The sequence below is a fragment of the Pedobacter sp. N36a genome, assembly GCF_014472395.1.
Lineage (GTDB): Bacteria > Bacteroidota > Bacteroidia > Sphingobacteriales > Sphingobacteriaceae > Pedobacter.
In genome coordinates, this window is record NZ_JACSZW010000003.1 from 1 (window position 1) to 18,704 (window position 18,704).

The following is an 18,704-nucleotide window of genomic DNA, read 5'->3' on the forward strand; positions in this document are numbered from 1 at the left end:
TAAAAATATTTAGGTGCCTATATCGGCGGTGTCTACCTCTTCCCATTCCGAACAGAGAAGTCAAGCCCGCCAGAGCCGATGGTACTGCGGTAACACGTGGGAGAGTAGGTCGGTGCCAAATCTTAAAAGAAAGCCTGTAGTGAAAACTACAGGCTTTTCTTGTATACAGCCTTTTTTATACTGAACAAAATTTAAAACCATCTTCTTTTCTTGTTGTAATTAACTAGTGATATCTGAACTACTCGCTTATATTTGGATATCTTAAATACATGTAATATGATTGCGATAACGAATAGTCAGGTTTTTAGTGACGACCTGCTCCTAAAGGGTCAAACCATTTTTATTGAAGATGGAAAGATTAGTCGAATCTCCAATGAAACTATTCCAGCTGACTATGAAATTATAGATGCAGCCGGTGACTATGTTTCTCCTGCTTTTATTGATCTCCAGATTTATGGTAGTGGCGGAAATCTTTTTTCAGCTTATCCTACGGCGGAAACGTTAAAGCAGATGGATGAAGACCTAATATCTAAAGGAACGACGAGCTTTTTAGCTTGTGTGGCAACAAATAGCCCTGAAATTGTTTATCAGTGTCTGGATGCAGCAAAAGCTTATCGCAGCGAAGCTAAGGGGTTTTTAGGGCTTCATCTGGAAGGACCTTATATCAACGCCAAACGTAGAGGAGCACATATAGAAAACTACATTTATAAAGCAACCCTAGATGAGGTGAAGAAACTGTTGGATTATGCAGACGGCACAGTTAAAATGATGACTATAGCCGCAGAATTGCAAGACGAGGAGGTGATCCGTTATTTAGTAGATCAGGGAATCATTTTATCCCTAGGGCATAGTGATGCTGATTTTAATCAAGCCACAGCAGCTTATAACAATGGTTTTAAGACAACCACACATTTGTTCAATGCCATGCCTTCGATCCATCATAGGGCTCCTAATTTGCCTGTGGCTGTCATGAATCATCCTACTGCAATGGCTAGTATTATTGCGGATGGCTGTCATGTGAACCTCGAAGTGGTTAAGATGACATATAAAGCAATGAAAGATCGATTGTTTCTAATTACTGATGCAGTAACGGCATGTGCAATTGGACCTTATCAGCATGAACTTCAGGGCGATAAGTTTGTGACTGCTGACGGTACACTTTCTGGTTCAAATATTACCCTTTTGCAGGCCGTTCAGAATTGTGTTAAACATTGTGATATTCCAATAGGGGAAGCTTTAAAACTAGCTGCAAAAAATCCAGCACTATTAATGGGTATTTTGAAAACAAAAGGCACTCTAAATGTAGGTAGCGATGCTGATTTACTGTTTTTATCTCCCAAGCTGCAGCTAAAGAAAGTTTTTGTAAAGGGTTTGCACATTTGAGCCCTGATTAATTAAAACAAATAGTTATTTTTGGACTCATGAAGTATAAACGGATTCTGCTGAAATTAAGTGGCGAGTCGCTGATGGGCGATAAACAATATGGTATTGATAATGAGCGTGTTAGGCAATACGCGGAAGACATTAAAGCGGTACATGATGAAGGCCTTGAAATAGCAATAGTTATTGGAGGTGGTAATATTTTTAGAGGTTTAAGCGCCGAAAAGTCAGGTATGGATCGTGCGCAGGCTGATTATATGGGAATGTTAGCTACCGTAATCAATAGTATGGCATTGCAAGATGCTCTGGAAAAAGTGGGTTTAAAAACACGTTTGCTGACTGCAATTAAAATGGAGCAAATCTGTGAGCCATTCATTCGTAGAAGAGCAGTACGTCACCTTGAAAAAGGTCGTGTCGTGATTTTTGGTGCCGGTACAGGTAATCCTTATTTCACAACTGATTCTGCTGCTGCTTTGAGAGCAATTGAAATTAAAGCAGATGTAGTACTTAAAGGGACACGTGTAGATGGGATTTACACTGCAGATCCAGAAAAAGATCCTACAGCAACAAAATATGAAAAAATTTCTTTCAAAGAAGTTTATGATAAAGGTTTAAACGTAATGGATATGACTGCCTTCACCCTGTGTGAAGAAAATGAACTTCCTATTATCGTTTTTGATATGAATAAAACCGGTAATTTCATGAAAATTGCCAAGGGTGAAGAGATTGGGACGCTTGTTAAGGTCTGATTCTAATAAATTTTATATTTTTGGTTAAATTTTACAAAACATGAATGACCTCATAAAGAAACAACTACAAGACGCTCAGGCAAGCATGGACAAGGCTATTGACCATTGTGAATCTGAATTGACAAAAATTCGTGCTGGAAAAGCTTCTGCGGGAATGTTAGACGGCATATTTGTAGATTATTATGGTAGCGCTACTGGTTTATCTCAAGTCGCAAGTATCAATACGCCAGATGCACGTACTTTACTCGTTCAGCCTTGGGAAAAAAATATGTTAGTTCCTATTGAACGCGCCATCATGGAAGCGAACATTGGAATCAACCCTCAGAATGATGGTGTGGTGATCCGCTTAGTGGTTCCTCCGCTAACTGAAGAACGTAGAAGAGACCTGGTTAAAAAGGTAAAGGAAGAAGCAGAACGCGGGAAAATTACCATTCGTAATATCCGTAAAGATGCCAACGAGAAAATTAAGAAGTTAAAAGGTGAAAGCGTCTCTGATGATGAAATCAAAACCGGAGAAGGCGAAGTGCAAAAAATAACTGACGCGTACATTATCAAAGTAGATAAACATGCAGAAGCAAAAGAAAAAGATATCATGACGGTTTAAAACCTGATTTATAATTTACGTGTAATTTAAAGGGAATCGAGCTAATGCTTCATTCCCTTTATTTATTTTTGGCTAGATTTAATTACATGAAATTACTACTTGAATATTTAAGTGCTCATAAATGGGTGGTTGCATTAGCACTTTTGCTAGCCGCAATCAACATTGGATTCTCGTTGTTGGACCCTTATATCACTGGAAGAATAGTGGATGAGTTCATTCAAAAAAAGGATGTGTTGCAAAGAAGTGAATTTATATGGGGAGTACTTGGCTTGGTAGGCTTGAGCGTAGGGGCCGCAATGGTGTCTAGAATTGCCAAGAATTTCCAGGATTATTTTACTAGCATCATCGTTCAGAAGGTCGGAGCAAGTATGTATGCTGATGGACTGAAGCACTCCCTTGAATTACCTTATCAGGTATTTGAAGACCAGCGAAGTGGTGAGACATTAGGGATCTTACAAAAGGTCCGTCTTGATTCGGAGAAATTTATTACTGCATTTATCAGCATCCTTTTTGTGAGCATGATAGGAATGGTGTTCGTGATTGTATACTCTGTTACGGTGAGTTATAAGGTAACACTGGTATACTTTTCTGCAATTCCGATCATTAGTTTTGTAAGTTGGTACCTGAGCAGAAAGATTAAAACAATTCAAAAAACCATTGTTGCAGAAACAACGGCCTTAGCGGGTTCTACAACGGAATCTTTGAGGAATATTGAGTTGGTGAAAAGTCTCGGCCTTGCCAGTCAGGAAATCGAAAGGTTAAATAAAACTACTTATAAAATTTTAGGGCTGGAACTCAGAAAGGTGAAATATGTAAGAAGCATGAGCTTTGTACAAGGAACAACTGTCAATTTTGTACGTAGTACGATGGTGGTGGTTCTATTGATTCTTATCTTTGAAAATACAATTTCTGCTGGGCAATACTTCTCCTTCTTATTTTATTCTTTTTTTCTCTTTGGACCTTTACAGGAATTGGGAAATGTAATTCTTTCCTGGCGCGAAGCAGAGGTGTCTCTAGGAAACTTCAAGAAAATCCTAAGTACGCCAATAGATGAGAAACCACTAAACCCTGTTAAACTGGATAAAATTACGAGTCTTGAGTTTAAAGATGTGAACTTTAGACATCTGACCGGTAAGCACAATGCTTTGAATGACATTAATTTCCGTACCCATAATGGAGAGACCATTGCATTTGTTGGCCCTTCAGGCTCTGGAAAAACCACATTGGTAAAACTGTTAGTTGGTCTTTATCAGCCAATAGAAGGCGATGTTCTGTATAATGATACTTCAAGCAAAGCGATAGATCTGGATATGTTAAGGGAAAAGATTGGTTTTGTAACCCAGGATACACAATTGTTTTCAGGAACCATCAGGGAAAATCTTCAATTTGTGAGACCTGATGCTACGGATGAAGATTGCCTTCGGGTGATGAAACAAGCGGCTTGCAATAACTTGCTGGCACGTGCAGATAAAGGTTTAGATACTGTAATCGGTGAAGGCGGAGTGAAGGTCTCCGGTGGAGAAAAACAAAGATTATCGATTGCAAGAGCATTATTGCGCAGACCAGATATCCTGGTGTTTGATGAAGCAACCTCTTCTTTAGACTCTTTAACAGAGGAAGAAATCACAGCAACTATCCGTGATATTTCTGTGCAGACCAATCATATTACTATTTTGATTGCCCACAGGCTGTCTACGATTCGTCATGCAGACCGTATTTTCGTATTGGAACGTGGACATATCATCGAACAGGGTAAACATGAAGACTTATTGGCCGAAACAGGGTTATACTATGCCATGTGGAGACAGCAAGTAGGTGAGAGAATAGAATATTAGATTTAAATGAATGGAGTTAATTTTGCTGGTCGTTGATTTCCTGCAAAGTTAACTTCATCATTCCTTTTGTCTTTAGGTATGTGATTCCAGCTACTAATATGGTCATGCTGCCGCCAAATACGACTGCTGGGATGGTTCTCATGAGCTTTGCAGTAAGACCGGACTCAAAGGCTCCAATTTCATTAGAAGAGCCAATAAACATGCTATTTACAGCAGAAACTCTACCTCGCATTTCATCAGGGGTGAGCAATTGCATAATCGTCGACCTGATGATTACACTGATGCTATCAAAAGCACCTTCCATGAATAGAAATACAAGGGTGAGGTAGAAATTTTTTGATAGACCATAACAAATAATACTAGTTCCAAATCCTGTAACGGCAATTAACAGGTTCCTCCAGGGTTTGTTCATCGGGGAGAAACGGGTCATGGCCAACATGGTAATTACTGCACCACTGGAAGCAGCAGCCCGCATAAAGCCAAGCCCTTCAGATCCAACTTTTAAGATATCATTGGCAAATACGGGAAGTAAAGCTACCGCCCCTCCAAAGAATACAGAGAATAGGTCAAGGCTCATCGCACCTAACATCATTTTGTTTTTGAAGACAAAATGGACACCCTCGGTTAGGCTTTTTACAATACTTTCTTTAGGGACAAAGGCAGGAGGATGTGGTTTTAAGAAAAATATACAGATAAGGGCAATGCCGATGAAGGAAAGGATGACGCAATAGGTAGCGGTAATGCCGTAGAATCCATAGATCAATCCACCTACAGCAGGACCTAAAATGGAAGCTGCCTGCCAGCTGGAACTGTTCCAGGTACTCGAATTAGGGTAAAGTTTTTTAGGAATAATCTGCGCCATTAAAGAGAAGGTTGCCGGACTAAAAAATCCTCGGGCAATTCCAATTCCAAATACCATTAAATACATAATGGGCACAATATAGTCTACGGGTACGTAGGTATGCATTTGCTTAGTGGTCACGATCAGCATGATCAATGAACACAAGAATACACCGCTAAATATTTTCAGTAATAAACCTCTTTTTTCTGATTTATCAGCCACATAACCTCCGTATAGGGCGATGCTTATGGCAGGAATCGCTTCGCAAAGTCCAACTAAGCCAAGGGCTAAGGGGTCTTTGGTGAGGTGGTAAATATGAAATCCAATAATGACCGCCTGCATTTGATAAGCAAACGTAAAAAAGAAACGCATGCCGAGATAGGATCGAAACTCCCGGAATCGGAGCGCAGCGTAGGGATCTGGTTTTTCTGTGGGTATCTGAGGTTCCAAGAAGGTTTTTTTTAAACAAATGTATGTTATGGTGGTTCAATAACATACATGTGTTTAAAAAATATTACATGATATTGTCATAAAATGCACGGTAAGCGGCACCCATATCATCCGCCTGATTGATGGCTTCAGAAGCGGCAATTCCGAAAATTCCTGTTGCTATTAATGGATCAATATCGCTGAGAGTGACGCCTCCAACAGCAAGGACTGGTAGATTAATTTTCTGTGCTTTTAGCACTTTCATGGCTTTTGCATAGCCTTCTACTCCTAATAATGGCGCAGTGTTGGGCTTTGTTCTGGTGGTATAAAATGGTCCGAATCCAGCATAGTCTGCACCTTCTGCAGCCAGTCTGATTAGGCCCTCTAAAGTGTTAGAAGAACCACCAATGGTAATTGCTTCTCCCAATTGCTCCCGGATTTTTACAAAATCAGCATCCATATCTTCTATGTGAAAGCCCTGAATGTCGGCATGACCATTCAGATGAATATGATCTGTAACGATCAGGGTTGCTCCCCAATCGTCACAGATACCTGCAATTGCATTGATATCTTCCAAAAGTTCTTCATCACTTTTAGTCAGACAACGGTATTGAATCCATTTTGCACCTTCACTGCAGGCGATGTTGGCCTGTTCAATATGACTATGCTGGTGGATATCGTGTGTTATAAAATGTAGTTTTTCGATGAACTTCTTCATAAGTAGTTAAAATTTGAAATTTAACGAAAGTAAAAAATTAGTTCCGGCTTGGGCGTAATAAAAGTTCTCTGTAGTGATATTCCCTTGGTAAGCAGAGCTATAAGTATAACCGTTACTTTCATACTTTTCATTGAAGATATTATTGACTAATAATCCAATATTGATGTTTTTGATTCCTTTAAGTTGGAAATCGTAAGCGATTCTTGCATTATTTACCCAATAGGCATCTAACTTTCTGCTTTCATTTTGAGTATTGTCAAGATATTGCTTACCTACAAATTTACTTTGTAAGGCAGTGGCGAAACCTTTAAATGGTTTGTAAACCAGTTCCCCTCCAATAACGGATTTTGGAGAGAAAGAAATGTCTGTGTTTTTGTAATTAGTAGTAATCAGCGTTTCGGTATTGTCATCTTCATACTGGGTCACATAATTAATGTAATTCTGGATTTTATTCTTACTGAATGCAGCATTGGCATTTAACGCAAATTGAGAACTAATGATATAAGAAGCATCTAGTTCAAATCCCATGCGGTAACTTTTGTCTACATTCTGACGATAAGCATCAGCAAATTCATTGATTTCTCCTGTGAAAATCAATTGATCTTTATAGAACATTCCATAGACATTTACGCCCAGGTTCAGCCTGTTTTCTTTATAACGGTAGCCAGCCTCTAAATCATGCAGACGTTCTGGTTTTGGAGCAGGTATACCTACTTTCAAATTGGTAAAATCATCGCGATTTGGCTCTTTGTTGGCTACACTGAAGGATGTATAGATGTTACTTTGTTCATTTAAGAAATAAGTAGCACCAATTTTAGGATTAAAAAAGTGATAAGTATTGTTGAAATCAAGCTCCCGAAGGTTTTTATCTTTTCCCGAAATGGTATAGTTGATACTTCTGTATTGAAGATCCGCAAATAGGCTCAGCTGGTCAACTGGGCTATAACTCACTTTCCCATAGGTATTGAAATCATCTTTGTTTCCTTTACCATCATAATAATGGTCTGTGTTGTTACTTGTGGATGGGTATTTTGCCCAGATCACCTGTCCAAAATGTTTTCCTCTATATTCATTGTAAGCCCCGCCAAGTGTGAAATTCAAATTAGCTTGTGGCTTATATGTGAAAGCATAAGTGGCACCATAGAAATCATTATCCAACCAGCGGCGACGAATAAGATCAGATCTTGTTTGGATGGCACCATCTGCATTCATTGGCGGTAAACCATATTTACTCAGCTTTTGGTCGAATTTAAACTCTTCGAAATAACCTTTTCCATCTGTATAATGTAAAGCTCCATTGAAAGAGAGTTGTTCGTTAAATTGTTTGGCATAAAGTCCCTGATAGTGATTTTGTGCGTAATTGTCGGTTTGGTCTTTATACGTAAAAGAATTATAAGTTCTGTTCTCTGAATTCAATAAGTGCTGTTTTTGAGCATCATTAAATTCCTGACGCTTGCTAAAATCTATCATTCCCTGTACATCACCCTTTAACCTGGCTTCAGGAATACCGTCCCAGGCCTGGTAAGTTTTTTCCGTTCCGGAGAAAACATTCAGGCGAAGCAATTCATTCTTTCCATGATAGGCACCAGAAAGGTAGTAGGACTTCAAATTTGAAGCTGCACGGTCGATAAAACCATCAGATTTTATTCTGGAAAGGCGTCCATCGAAACTCCATTTGTTGTCAATAAGACCTGTTCCAAGTTTTACCGTATTTTTAAGGGTATTAAACGAACCGTAGGTGTTGTTTAATTCTGCGTATGCACTTTCTGAGGGGGCTGTGGTTTGGATATTCAAACTTCCTCCAAAAGCACCAGCACCATTAGTAGAGGTTCCTACGCCGCGTTGGATCTGTACATTTTCGATAGAGGAGGCGAAATCTGGCATATTTACCCAAAATATTCCCTGACTTTCACTGTCATTGTAAGGAATACCATTAATCGTTACATTGATTCTACTGGCATCGCTACCTCTGATTTTTATACCGGTATAACCTACGCCGGCGCCTGCATCGGAAGTTACGACGACGCCAGGAGTATTATTTAAAATAAATGGCAAGTCTTGTCCGAAATTGTTTTCCTGAATTTCAGCCTTGCTGATGTTTTTATAGGTGGTAGCTGATTTTTCGTTGGCACGTGTGGCATTAACGATGACCTCATCTGCAAGAAAAGCAGCAGGTTTTAGAGTGATGTTTTCCAGCTGATCTGCTTTTAGCTCCAGGTTTTTTTCTGTCGTTTGGTAGCCAATAAAACTCACTACTAAGGTATAACTCCCTGGTTTAAGGTTCTTAAGCTGGTACTTTCCCTGCCCATCTGCGGTTACTCCAAATGATTTTCCTTTTAAACGAATCGTTGCACCTGGCAATATCTGCTGGTTGTTTTCGGACACGACTCCCGAAATACTAAACTGCGCATTTGTTAATACAGGCAACAACAACATAGCTAGCGCTATGGTCAATAATTTTTTCAATTTTTTGTTTTTTTTAGTTAAAACACTGTAAGTAAGGGGTACTTACAGCCCAGTTAACTCCATAACTCCAATCCCTCCGCCGGCATTATCCGGATCAGGTGCATATATCTGTTTGTAGATATAATGGGTATGCTCTCAGCCTGTTTTTGTGTTTTTTACAAAACAAGGCACCCCTTTTTGATGGGCTAAAGGTATCGATAAAAATTGAATCTCAAGAATGGATCTCTAGGAATGCTGTTTATAGTCCATTAAGAAAAGATTCTACTGCTGCAATCGCATTATTTAACCGCTCTTCCGTACCACCGATTACTACATAATTGGCGTTTAAATTTTGTAATTCCTGGTGCCAGACCTTCATGAAATGTTCCCTTTTATGAGGGAAATCACGCAGTGGATCTTCTTGCCATGGCAAGTCAATGTCCATTAGCAAGTATAAATCGTAAGTGTGGAGTGGTAAAGCTTGGAGCACCACATCCGGAGTATTTCCAAAAACCTCATCACTCCAAACCTTTACCGTAATAAAAGTAGTATCACAAATGATCAGATCGTTTTCCGCTATGGAGAGGATGGACTCTTCCAGGGCGACTTGCCCGTGATACATGTTTACTTCATCCTGCAAATTACAGGGCTCTGTTAAAGCGGCACAATAGTAACGGGCATACTCCGGTACCCATAAGGTTTGGTAATGCTTGGCCAGCTGCTGTGCAATGGTTGATTTTCCAGTGCTTTCAGGGCCAACGATGGCGATTTTTTTAATTTGCTTGTTCACGGCGGTACGTTTTCCTCCAGTCTATATATCCTTTAATGGCAATGGCGACCAGGAAAGCATAAAATATGGCACTTAAATTTAGATTCTTATAAATATATAATGGAATATAGCAAAGGTCAACGATAATCCATAGTATCCAGTTCTGCAGAATTTTTCTGCTGAGCATAAGTTGGGCAACAAAGCTCATTGCGGTACAGAAGCCATCTTCGTAAGGCACATTGGTATCTGTAAAATTGTCCAGAAATAACCCTAATGCAACGGATAAGACCACTATGGATGCAATGGCAATCCACCAGCCTTTTCTAGATAAATTGGTGACCGGCTTCTCATTTACTTCTTTTTTTCTGATCCAGAAATACCAGCCGTAAAAGGCGGTAAAAAGGAAGTAGAACTGCAGGGCCATATCGCCATACATTTTTGCATCGAGAAATACCCAGGCATACGCGATCACGCTGATAATTGAAATCGGCCAGCTCAGTACATTCTCTCTTGTGGCCAGGTAAATGCAAATAAATCCTGAAAGTACACCCAGCCATTCTAGCCAGGTGGTATGAATAAATTGATCAGCAATTAACTGAAAAAATGAAGACTCAAGAAGGAACATGAGCCAAAAGTAGTTATCCTAAAATTATTTGCAACATAAAGCTTTATCGGAATGCTGTTAATTATTGGTTTTTGGGGAGGTGCTAAAACTTAAAGATACCCGAACACTAACGTCAGTAGTCGTTTTTTCTCTTAAAACGTACTCCATTCTGATGCGTAAATTAGTTCCTTTAACATAATTGTCCAGAAAGCGTGAATTGTCAATGTCCAAAACCAAGCTGGTACCAATATTTTGCTGCACATCATTTCTAGAGGCCACCATTACTTCTTGTCCTTTTTCATTAGCTACAAATAGTTTTACAGACTTGAACATCCCTAAACTTTTGCTGGAAGGGTTACTAGCTTCCATTTTTGCGGAAGCAATTCTGATCTCTTTTACATAATCTGTACCATTTTGATTTCCGAAAACCTGATCAAAGCTAGTTGCCGCCGAGCTTGTAGAAATGTTGGCGTCGCTTTTTGTGCCTGCAGGAATGACTACAGTAGCGTTATATGGAAAAGAGGATTTTATAAGGGATTGTACTGTGGCGCAGCTGGAAAGCAGGACTATTGCGGCCACTACTACCGGGAATAATTTTTTCATTGGGTTGTACATAGTTATCATTTGATATGGTATATTTCAGATAGGAACGGCAAATGTTGTTCCAAATTGCATTCAGTTACATTTTGCCGCCGATTTAGTTATGGAGAACGCCTCATCAGCACTATCAAATGATTCGTCTAATGATGAACTAAGAGCAGAAGGTAGTCTTTCAAACTTTTCAGCAGAGACCAAGCCATTATGGCTTTTCCAAAATTAAGCATATTCCTTCCTAAATCAATCCTATTACATTTAATATAAATCAAGCTAAGCTTAAACTCAATAAAGGAATAAGCTAAAAGTAAATAAATGAAAATTAATCCCTGATAGCTGCTTCACACTAAAACATAATTCTGTCCCACTTGTAGTTAGCATAGTATTAAACACTAAACCCTTATAATTTTTACCTAAAATTGAACATAATGAAAAGGCTCAAATTAAATTTTATCGTAGCAGCAGGACTTTCATTAGGCTTATTGGCATTCAGCAGTATCAGAGAAGGTGGCATCCAAGGGAAAGTCAATCCTGCGGAAGGTGCATCTCAGGTATTGGCAATTTCCGGAAGGGATACTTTACGCGCCTCAATTAACAATGGCAGCTTCGTTTTCAGCAAGATTAAACCTCTAACTTATACCATTTGGGTGAAGGCAAATCCGCCATATAAGGACACTTCTGTAGAGAATGTTGCGGTGGTAGATAGTGCCACAACAGATATTGGAGAGATTAAATTGCTGCAGTAATTTATAGTAAATGATTAAAAGGGCTTTAGATGAATTTCAGAGGCTCTTTTTTATTTGAACTGTTTTTTAAAAAACACCATATTTTTATCGATCAAAAACGTAACTTTGCATCCCGACGGAAGAGTCGGGATATTCCCCTCGCACAGCAGAGAAAATCTCTAGACTATTCTGGTCTTTTAGAATGCAAATTTTACCAATTTCACTTATACTAACTTTAGACTTTTTAAAGCCTTATGCCTAAAGACACCTCCATACGCTCAGTATTAATTATCGGATCGGGACCTATTATCATTGGTCAAGCCTGTGAATTTGATTATTCAGGATCTCAAGCTGCCTTATCCTTAAAGGAAGAGGGAATTGAAGTTTCCATCATCAACTCTAATCCTGCAACTATCATGACCGACAAGGTGATTGGGGACCATGTGTACCTTTGGCCTTTAACGGTAGACTCGATTGAGCAGATCCTGATCGAAAGAAAAATCGATGCAGTGTTGCCTACCATGGGCGGACAAACCGCTTTGAACCTTTGTAAAGAAGCAGAAGAACGTGGTGTTTGGGAAAAATATGGTGTTAGAGTAATCGGGGTAGATGTTGCCGCGATTGAGAAAACTGAAAACAGAGAATCCTTCCGTCAATTAATGATTGATATAGGTGTAGGTGTTGCTCCATCCAGAATTGCAAACTCCTTCTTAGAAGGTAAAGAAGCAGCTCAGGAAATCGGTTATCCGTTGGTAATCCGCCCTTCTTATACCTTAGGGGGTTCAGGAGGTGGTTTTGTGCACAAAAAAGAAGAGTTCGACCACGCTTTACAGCGCGGATTAGAAGCTTCTCCAACGCATGAAGTATTGGTAGAGAAAGCAGTAATTGGATGGAAAGAATACGAATTGGAGTTGTTGAGAGATAGCAATGACAACGTGATCATTATCTGTTCAATTGAAAACTTTGATCCAATGGGTATTCATACTGGCGATTCGATTACTGTAGCACCAGCAATGACTTTATCTGACCGCTGCTACCAGGACATGCGTAATCAAGCCATCAAAATGATGCGCGCCATTGGTACTTTCGCTGGAGGCTGTAACGTTCAGTTCTCTGTGAATCCTGATAATGATGACATTATTGCCATCGAAATCAACCCAAGGGTATCACGCTCTTCGGCATTGGCAAGTAAAGCAACAGGATATCCGATCGCAAAAATCGCTTCTAAATTAGCCATCGGTTATAACTTAGACGAGATTGAAAATCAAATTACAAAAACAACATCTGCTTACTTCGAGCCTACATTAGACTATGTAATCGTGAAAGTACCTCGCTGGAACTTTGATAAATTCAAAGGTGCCAACATGGAACTAGGATTACAAATGAAGTCGGTTGGAGAAGTAATGGCTATCGGCCGTACCTTCATCGAGGCCTTACAAAAAGCTTGTCAGAGTTTAGAAATTGGCAGAGCCGGATTAGGTGCAGATGGTAAGCATAACAGAAGTATCGAAGAGATCATGCACGGTTTGGAGCATCCAAGCTGGAACCGACTATTCTTAATCAAAGATGCCATGTCGATGGGTGTTCCTTTGGAGTCTATCCGTAAGGTAACGAAAATCGATAAATGGTTCCTTTCTCAAATTCAGGATTTAGTACACCTGGAAGTTGAGCTAAAAAGGTACTCTCTGAACAACATTCCTAAAGATTTCTTCTTTACATTGAAACAAAAAGGATTCTCTGACATCCAGATCGCTTATCTATTAGGTAACGTAACGGAGGATGAGGTTTATGAGAGAAGAAAATCCCTAGGCATCAGACGTGTGTATAAAATGGTAGATACTTGTGCAGCAGAATTCGCAGCGCAAACGCCATATTACTACTCTACATTTGAAGAAGAAAACGAATCTACCCCAACAGATAAAAAGAAAGTAATTGTATTGGGTTCAGGTCCTAACCGTATCGGTCAGGGGATTGAATTTGATTACTCTTGTGTACACGGTTTGCTTGCTGCTAAAGAAAGCGGTTTTGAAGCAATCATGATCAACTGTAACCCGGAGACAGTTTCTACAGATTTCAACATGGCTGATAAGTTGTACTTTGAGCCGGTATTCTGGGAACATGTTCGTGAAATTATCGAATTAGAGAAACCAGTAGGTGTAATCGTTCAGTTGGGTGGACAGACTGCTTTGAAAATGGCTGAAAAGCTTCATGAGAATGGTATTAAAATCATTGGTACATCTTACAATGACATGGATGTTGCGGAAGATAGAGGTCGTTTCTCAGACTTATTAAAAGAATTAGAGATTCCTTATCCAAGATATGGTGTTGCGGAGAACGCAGAAGAGGCGATTGTAGTTGCGAATGAAGTAGGATACCCGGTATTGGTTAGACCAAGTTATGTATTGGGTGGACAAGGAATGAGCATCGTAATCAACGACGAAGACCTGGAGAAAGCAGTAGTTAAACTACTAGGTGATCTTCCTGGAAACCGCGTATTGATTGACCACTTCTTAGACAGAGCAGAAGAAACCGAGTCGGATTCTATCTGTGATGGCGAAGACGTACACATCATTGGATTGATGGAGCATATTGAGCCCGCAGGTATTCACTCTGGTGACTCCAGCGCTGTATTGCCGCCATTCAGCTTATCTGAAAAGGTAATGAACGATATGGAGACTTACTCTAAGAAAATCGCGAGAGCATTAAACGTAATCGGTTTGTTAAACATCCAGTTTGCAGTTAAAGACGAGAAAGTTTATGTGATCGAAGCGAATCCTAGAGCTTCAAGAACTGTTCCTTTCATCGCTAAAGCTTACGATGTTCCTTATATCAATATCGCCGCTAAAGTGATGTTAGGGGTAAACAAATTGAAAGACTTTACGATTGAAAGAAAACTTCAAGGTTATGCAATTAAAGAGCCGGTATTCTCTTTTGATAAGTTCCCTGAAGTAGTGAAAGAACTAGGTCCGGAGATGAAGTCTACAGGGGAGGCGATCAGGTTTATAAAAGACCTGGAGGATCCTTACTTCAGAAAGTTAGTGAAAGACAAATCGATGTACTTATCGAAATAATAAATAAAAAGTCCCGCAAGGGACTTTTTATATACAATATGATTTTTAGTGGAGGGCTGCTTTTATTGCCTTCCTTTAAAGATCATATTAATCTTTCCCCCAGATTCGGGTATTTAAATTTAAAGTTTCAATCACCTGATAGATATGGCGTACCAACTCCAGATCTTCCTTAAGCAAGCCATCAGTCATCAAGCTTTTAAACAATGGTGCTTCGAAATAATTTTTAGATTGCGGAAAAGCAATAGTTACCATATTTCCAATGAAGGAGAGACTGATGCTGTATTTGCACCTATCGTTGAGCGTGCTTATCGATTCCATCATCAATGGCGTCAAAATGTATCTTGCCTCAATTTGATCTGAAGAATGGGTGATAAAAGTCTTTTCAAATTCCGGACTCTCTAATTTAACGCGACTGTCATCACCCGAAAACAACTGGACATTATTCATAAACCAATCAGAAATACCGCTGCCAAATACCCTGGACTGAACCACTGTAGTCCCTTTAAGGTGCTTGTTAAAATCAGCTTGAAAGATTACGCCACTAAAAATCTCATGCCAGGTTTCCTGACGGCCTCTTTTAGTATTGGTCACTTCCTTATAATGTGCCTGTACTTCTGAAAAGCTAAGTTTCGTTTTTCCGCCATTTCCTTCCACCAGGTCCTCACTCCTATACTTGTCCGGCCTTCTGTTAAATAACAAAGACTTGATGAACTCATTTTCAGCTAAACCTCTTTTAGGATCAATTTCTAGACTGTCATCAATCGTGTGTAAGGCCTGAGCAATCACCTTTTGTTTGAAATCCAGGCGATACTGGTCTACTGCTGTCGAGCTTATTGACATTAAAACGAAGCCGGTAATTAGGCAAATGATGCCGATGATACCAATTGGAATCAGGGTAGACATAAAACCTAGAACAGCGATCATCGCTCCGGCACAGCAAATGACAATATGTATCATCATTTTCTTTCGCAAGGCGATTCTGGTTGCCTCTAAGACATTCAGGACCTCCATTGTGGCAGGGTCAAGGGGAGCTGAAGCAGTCATTAGCTGTTAAAAAGGTCTTTTGCGCTGATATTGCCGCGTTCTGTTTCAGGGATGGAAAGTACCGGTTTAACGGTGTAATTTAAAATTCCTGCAAAGATGCTGCCGGGAAACATCATGATGGCATTGTTGTAATCTGTAATTGCAGCGTTATAAGTTCTTCTGGCGGCAGCAATTTGTTCCTCGCTTTCCGTCCAGGTAATTTGTAGATTTGTAAAACTCTGATCAGCTTTAAGGTTCGGATAATTCTCCACATTGACCATTAACCCTTTTACTTCATAGCTAAGTTCCTGATCAATGTTTAACTTCTCATCATTATTCAAATTCGGATTGCTGGCACGGCTTCTTAAAGCAACGACCTTTGTGAGCAGATCGCTTTCATACTCCATGTACTGTTTTACTGTTTCCACAAGGTTAGGCAACAGGTCGAAGCGTTTTTTTAGCATTGCATCAATTGACGAAAAAGCATTGTCAGTTTGATTCTTTTTCGCGATTAATGAATTGTAGATGGCAATACTAATAATAACAAGCACTAGAATAATAATACCAGCAATGATCATAAAATAAATTTAAGAGGGTTAAATGATAATGTAAGTTAAGAAATTAAAAAGAAACAGCTGATTATTCCAGAATAGTTACTCCTTTTGCTTCAAAAGCCAATTCCTTTTTAGGGGCTATTATTTTTGCCACTTCTGCTGCTGGTTTATGTGCATCTTCTGCGTAATGACGTAATGTTTCTGCAGAGATGATCTGCTTTTTCGCAAGACCGTCCAATGCTACTTTTTTCCCCACTATATCCATTGGCATAAAAAAGGCGTAATCTTTAAAAGTAACACGCATTGCTTCACCAGAAGGCATTTTTAAGGTCATCCAGCAGCCTTTCTTCTGACAAACCTCTACCACCTGACCGGTAATTTTCATGTCTACAGTCTTTTCATCACCCATAGTGGATTCCATTTTAGCAGCGGGAATCAGGTTGCCTGAAGTAACACCCGTTCCAAAGGATTTGCCTTGAAGTGGTGTATTGTCTTGCGCCATTGCACAAATGCCAAGTGCAGATAAGCAGAGGCTGAGTAGTATTTTTTTCATGAGATAGGATTAAAAGATTGAAATTCTTTTGATTAGCAATAAAAATATCAAATTTCCTGGAAATACTCTGAATGGAAAGGTTATAAAATAAAAAATCCTCGTTATCTATCGATAACGAGGATAATCATCCCTATTGTTGTTAAATCATAAATGATTAACAATATATAATAGACAACTTATAGGCCGGTTTTTAAAAACTCCACATCATTTAGTTAAATGACTGATAATCAATGAAATTTCAAATAAAAAACAGAAATACAACGAATGGAAATCGTGTAATTATTTCCCCAGCTTGTGGAAATAATGATCCTAATTTCCACAAATTGGGGAAATATTTCCTTGCTTATTGATTTTCCAGACTACTTTATGATCCAAATAACAAAGAGAAAACGTCTTCGATTTTGCTAACTGGCGTCAGTTCAATTTTATACCTTTCGGTGATTAGGCCTTTCATATTATAATTGGAAATAAAAATCCTTTTAAAACCCAGTTTTTCCGCTTCGGAAATTCTTTGTTCAATTCGGTTCACTGCTCTGATTTCGCCGGAAAGGCCCACCTCAGCTGCAAAACAGATCTTTGAAGAGATAAAAATATCTTCATGAGAAGAGATGATGGCCACTAAGATGGCCAGGTCAATTGCAGGATCTTCTACTTTAATTCCTCCGGCAATGTTCAAAAAGACATCCCTGGTGCTCAGCCTGAATCCGCATCTTTTTTCCAGCACTGCCAGCAGCATATTCATTCTTTTGGTGTCGAAGCCATTAGAGGAGCGTTGAGGCGTCCCATAAGCTGCAGCACTTACCAAGGCCTGTGTTTCTATTAACATTGGCCTAGCGCCTTCTAAGGTCGCTGAAATCGCAATTCCACTCATCTCTTCATCCCTCTGCGACAATAAAATCTCTGAAGGATTGGAAACTTGTCTTAATCCGGTACTGTGCATCGCATAAATCCCCAGTTCTGCAGCCGCCCCAAAACGGTTTTTAATGGAACGTAAAATCCGGTAAACATGATTCCGGTCGCCCTCAAACTGCAATACAGTATCTACCATGTGTTCCAGGATTTTCGGGCCTGCAATTGCGCCGTCCTTGGTAATGTGGCCAATTAAAAAGACCGGCGTATCTGTTTCTTTTGCAAACCTCAGCAGTTCTGAAGTACATTCACGTACCTGCGAAACACTGCCTGGTGTCGCATCAATATGAGCCGAGTGAAGTGTCTGAATGGAATCTACAATCAGTAGATCCGGATTCAGTTCTTCAATCTGTTTGAAAATATTTTGAGTAGAGGTTTCCGTCAGGATATAACAATCTGAGGTAGGGTTGGAGGTGATCCTTTCCGCCCTCATTTTTATCTGCTGTTCACTCTCTTCTCCGGAGATGTATAGAATCTTTTTGCCGGGGATGTTTAAAGCCAGCTGCAGCATCAATGTTGACTTCCCAATACCGGGTTCACCGCCGATTAAAATCACGGAACCTGCCACCAAGCCACCGCCCAATACCCGATCCAGCTCCTGATCACCAGTTAAAATGCGATCCTCGCTAATAGAGATGATGTGGTCTACTTTATTCGGCTTATTGACTCTTGTGCCGCTTGTAGAAGTTTTCCAGGCCGGCACTTTCGAACCTGCTTTTTCGATCACTTCTTCCACAAAAGTGTTCCATTCGTTACAGGAAGGACACTTTCCAAGCCACTTCGCTGCTTCATGCCCACAATTCTGACAAAAATATGCTGATTTAGTTTTAGCCAATTGATTGATTTTTAATGTGCTGTAAATTTAAGATAATTCGCGTTAAATGCGGATTAAAAAACCCTT

Annotated in this window: 16 protein-coding genes and 1 rRNA gene; 7 read left to right on the forward strand and 10 right to left on the reverse strand. The window is 39.7% G+C overall.

Annotated elements, in window-relative coordinates:
• The first annotated feature begins 9 nt into the window (after positions 1 to 9).
• From rrf to H9X96_RS06445, 5 genes are all read left to right on the forward strand, one after another.
• Positions 10 to 121: ribosomal RNA gene (gene rrf, locus H9X96_RS06425) — 5S ribosomal RNA — on the forward strand.
• Positions 122 to 276: 155 nt separating this feature from the next.
• Positions 277 to 1,383, forward strand: a complete 1,107-nt coding sequence (nagA, locus tag H9X96_RS06430; RefSeq protein WP_187665523.1) for an N-acetylglucosamine-6-phosphate deacetylase — start codon at positions 277 to 279, stop codon at positions 1,381 to 1,383.
• 38 nt (positions 1,384 to 1,421) lie between these two features.
• Positions 1,422 to 2,129 carry a UMP kinase gene (pyrH, locus tag H9X96_RS06435; protein WP_062550771.1) on the forward strand — a complete coding sequence of 236 codons (708 nt, stop codon included), beginning with the start codon at positions 1,422 to 1,424 and terminating at the stop codon, positions 2,127 to 2,129.
• Positions 2,130 to 2,169: 40 nt separating this feature from the next.
• The gene (frr, locus tag H9X96_RS06440; RefSeq protein WP_187665524.1) at positions 2,170 to 2,733 is read left to right on the forward strand and encodes a ribosome recycling factor; all 564 of its coding nucleotides are present in this window, start codon (positions 2,170 to 2,172) and stop codon (positions 2,731 to 2,733) included.
• A gap of 86 nt (positions 2,734 to 2,819) precedes the next feature.
• On the forward strand, positions 2,820 to 4,568 hold the full coding sequence (locus tag H9X96_RS06445; protein ID WP_187665525.1) for an ABC transporter ATP-binding protein: 1,749 nt from the start codon (positions 2,820 to 2,822) through the stop codon (positions 4,566 to 4,568).
• A 16-nt stretch (positions 4,569 to 4,584) separates the two neighbouring features.
• Here H9X96_RS06445 and H9X96_RS06450 read toward each other — a convergent pair whose 3' ends face one another.
• The 6 genes from H9X96_RS06450 to H9X96_RS06475 all read right to left on the reverse strand — a co-directional run bounded on the left by H9X96_RS06450 (position 4,585) and on the right by H9X96_RS06475 (position 10,977).
• Complete coding sequence (locus H9X96_RS06450; RefSeq protein WP_187665526.1) at positions 4,585 to 5,859, reverse strand: MFS transporter; 1,275 nt, start codon at positions 5,857 to 5,859, stop codon at positions 4,585 to 4,587.
• Between the two features lie 64 nt (positions 5,860 to 5,923).
• Positions 5,924 to 6,556, reverse strand: a complete 633-nt coding sequence (locus H9X96_RS06455; RefSeq protein WP_187665527.1) for a thiamine phosphate synthase — start codon at positions 6,554 to 6,556, stop codon at positions 5,924 to 5,926.
• A 6-nt stretch (positions 6,557 to 6,562) separates the two neighbouring features.
• Positions 6,563 to 8,992: a TonB-dependent receptor gene (locus tag H9X96_RS06460; protein ID WP_187665919.1), complete on the reverse strand. Its 2,430-nt coding sequence runs from the start codon at positions 8,990 to 8,992 to the stop codon at positions 6,563 to 6,565.
• A gap of 268 nt (positions 8,993 to 9,260) precedes the next feature.
• A complete protein-coding gene (locus H9X96_RS06465; RefSeq protein WP_187665528.1) occupies positions 9,261 to 9,791 on the reverse strand; it encodes an ATP-binding protein in 531 nt (176 codons plus the stop codon).
• Positions 9,775 to 10,395, reverse strand: a complete 621-nt coding sequence (gene pnuC, locus H9X96_RS06470) for a nicotinamide riboside transporter PnuC (RefSeq protein ID WP_187665529.1) — start codon at positions 10,393 to 10,395, stop codon at positions 9,775 to 9,777. The genes H9X96_RS06465 and pnuC overlap by 17 nt, the downstream gene beginning before the upstream one ends.
• Before the next feature lie 57 nt (positions 10,396 to 10,452).
• Positions 10,453 to 10,977 (reverse strand): hypothetical protein, encoded by a 525-nt coding sequence (locus tag H9X96_RS06475; protein ID WP_187665530.1) that lies wholly within the window; start codon positions 10,975 to 10,977, stop codon positions 10,453 to 10,455.
• 419 nt (positions 10,978 to 11,396) lie between these two features.
• Here H9X96_RS06475 and H9X96_RS06480 point away from each other — a divergent pair, with 419 nt between their 5' ends.
• Both H9X96_RS06480 and carB read left to right on the forward strand, forming a co-directional pair.
• Positions 11,397 to 11,714: a carboxypeptidase regulatory-like domain-containing protein gene (locus H9X96_RS06480; RefSeq protein ID WP_187665531.1), complete on the forward strand. Its 318-nt coding sequence runs from the start codon at positions 11,397 to 11,399 to the stop codon at positions 11,712 to 11,714.
• 233 nt (positions 11,715 to 11,947) lie between these two features.
• Complete coding sequence (carB, locus tag H9X96_RS06485; RefSeq protein ID WP_187665532.1) at positions 11,948 to 14,764, forward strand: carbamoyl-phosphate synthase large subunit; 2,817 nt, start codon at positions 11,948 to 11,950, stop codon at positions 14,762 to 14,764.
• An 87-nt stretch (positions 14,765 to 14,851) separates the two neighbouring features.
• Here the strand turns inward: carB and H9X96_RS06490 are convergent, their stop codons facing one another.
• From H9X96_RS06490 to radA, 4 genes are all read right to left on the reverse strand, one after another.
• Complete coding sequence (locus tag H9X96_RS06490; protein ID WP_187665533.1) at positions 14,852 to 15,808, reverse strand: DUF3137 domain-containing protein; 957 nt, start codon at positions 15,806 to 15,808, stop codon at positions 14,852 to 14,854.
• Positions 15,808 to 16,365: a LemA family protein gene (locus tag H9X96_RS06495; RefSeq protein WP_187665534.1), complete on the reverse strand. Its 558-nt coding sequence runs from the start codon at positions 16,363 to 16,365 to the stop codon at positions 15,808 to 15,810. Before H9X96_RS06495 ends, H9X96_RS06490 begins: the two co-directional genes overlap by 1 nt.
• Before the next feature lie 61 nt (positions 16,366 to 16,426).
• Positions 16,427 to 16,894: a DUF4920 domain-containing protein gene (locus H9X96_RS06500; protein WP_187665535.1), complete on the reverse strand. Its 468-nt coding sequence runs from the start codon at positions 16,892 to 16,894 to the stop codon at positions 16,427 to 16,429.
• Positions 16,895 to 17,258: 364 nt separating this feature from the next.
• Positions 17,259 to 18,638, reverse strand: coding sequence for a DNA repair protein RadA (gene radA / locus H9X96_RS06505; RefSeq protein WP_187665536.1), 1,380 nt, complete (start codon positions 18,636 to 18,638; stop codon positions 17,259 to 17,261).
• Positions 18,639 to 18,704 lie beyond the last annotated feature (66 nt).

Excerpts from the sequence above, each read along its gene's own strand:
- nagA (WP_187665523.1), top strand. The coding sequence starts at position 277 with ATGATTGCGATAACGAATAGTCAGGTTTTTAGTGACGACCTGCTCCTA.
- pyrH (WP_062550771.1), top strand. The coding sequence starts at position 1,422 with ATGAAGTATAAACGGATTCTGCTGAAATTAAGTGGCGAGTCGCTGATG.
- frr (WP_187665524.1), top strand. The coding sequence starts at position 2,170 with ATGAATGACCTCATAAAGAAACAACTACAAGACGCTCAGGCAAGCATG.
- H9X96_RS06445 (WP_187665525.1), top strand. The coding sequence starts at position 2,820 with ATGAAATTACTACTTGAATATTTAAGTGCTCATAAATGGGTGGTTGCA.
- H9X96_RS06455 (WP_187665527.1), bottom strand. The coding sequence starts at position 6,556 with ATGAAGAAGTTCATCGAAAAACTACATTTTATAACACACGATATCCAC.
- H9X96_RS06460 (WP_187665919.1), bottom strand. The coding sequence starts at position 8,992 with ATGTTGTTGTTGCCTGTATTAACAAATGCGCAGTTTAGTATTTCGGGA.
- pnuC (WP_187665529.1), bottom strand. The coding sequence starts at position 10,395 with ATGTTCCTTCTTGAGTCTTCATTTTTTCAGTTAATTGCTGATCAATTT.
- H9X96_RS06475 (WP_187665530.1), bottom strand. The coding sequence starts at position 10,977 with ATGAAAAAATTATTCCCGGTAGTAGTGGCCGCAATAGTCCTGCTTTCC.
- H9X96_RS06480 (WP_187665531.1), top strand. The coding sequence starts at position 11,397 with ATGAAAAGGCTCAAATTAAATTTTATCGTAGCAGCAGGACTTTCATTA.
- carB (WP_187665532.1), top strand. The coding sequence starts at position 11,948 with ATGCCTAAAGACACCTCCATACGCTCAGTATTAATTATCGGATCGGGA.
- H9X96_RS06490 (WP_187665533.1), bottom strand. The coding sequence starts at position 15,808 with ATGACTGCTTCAGCTCCCCTTGACCCTGCCACAATGGAGGTCCTGAAT.
- H9X96_RS06495 (WP_187665534.1), bottom strand. The coding sequence starts at position 16,365 with ATGATCATTGCTGGTATTATTATTCTAGTGCTTGTTATTATTAGTATT.
- H9X96_RS06500 (WP_187665535.1), bottom strand. The coding sequence starts at position 16,894 with ATGAAAAAAATACTACTCAGCCTCTGCTTATCTGCACTTGGCATTTGT.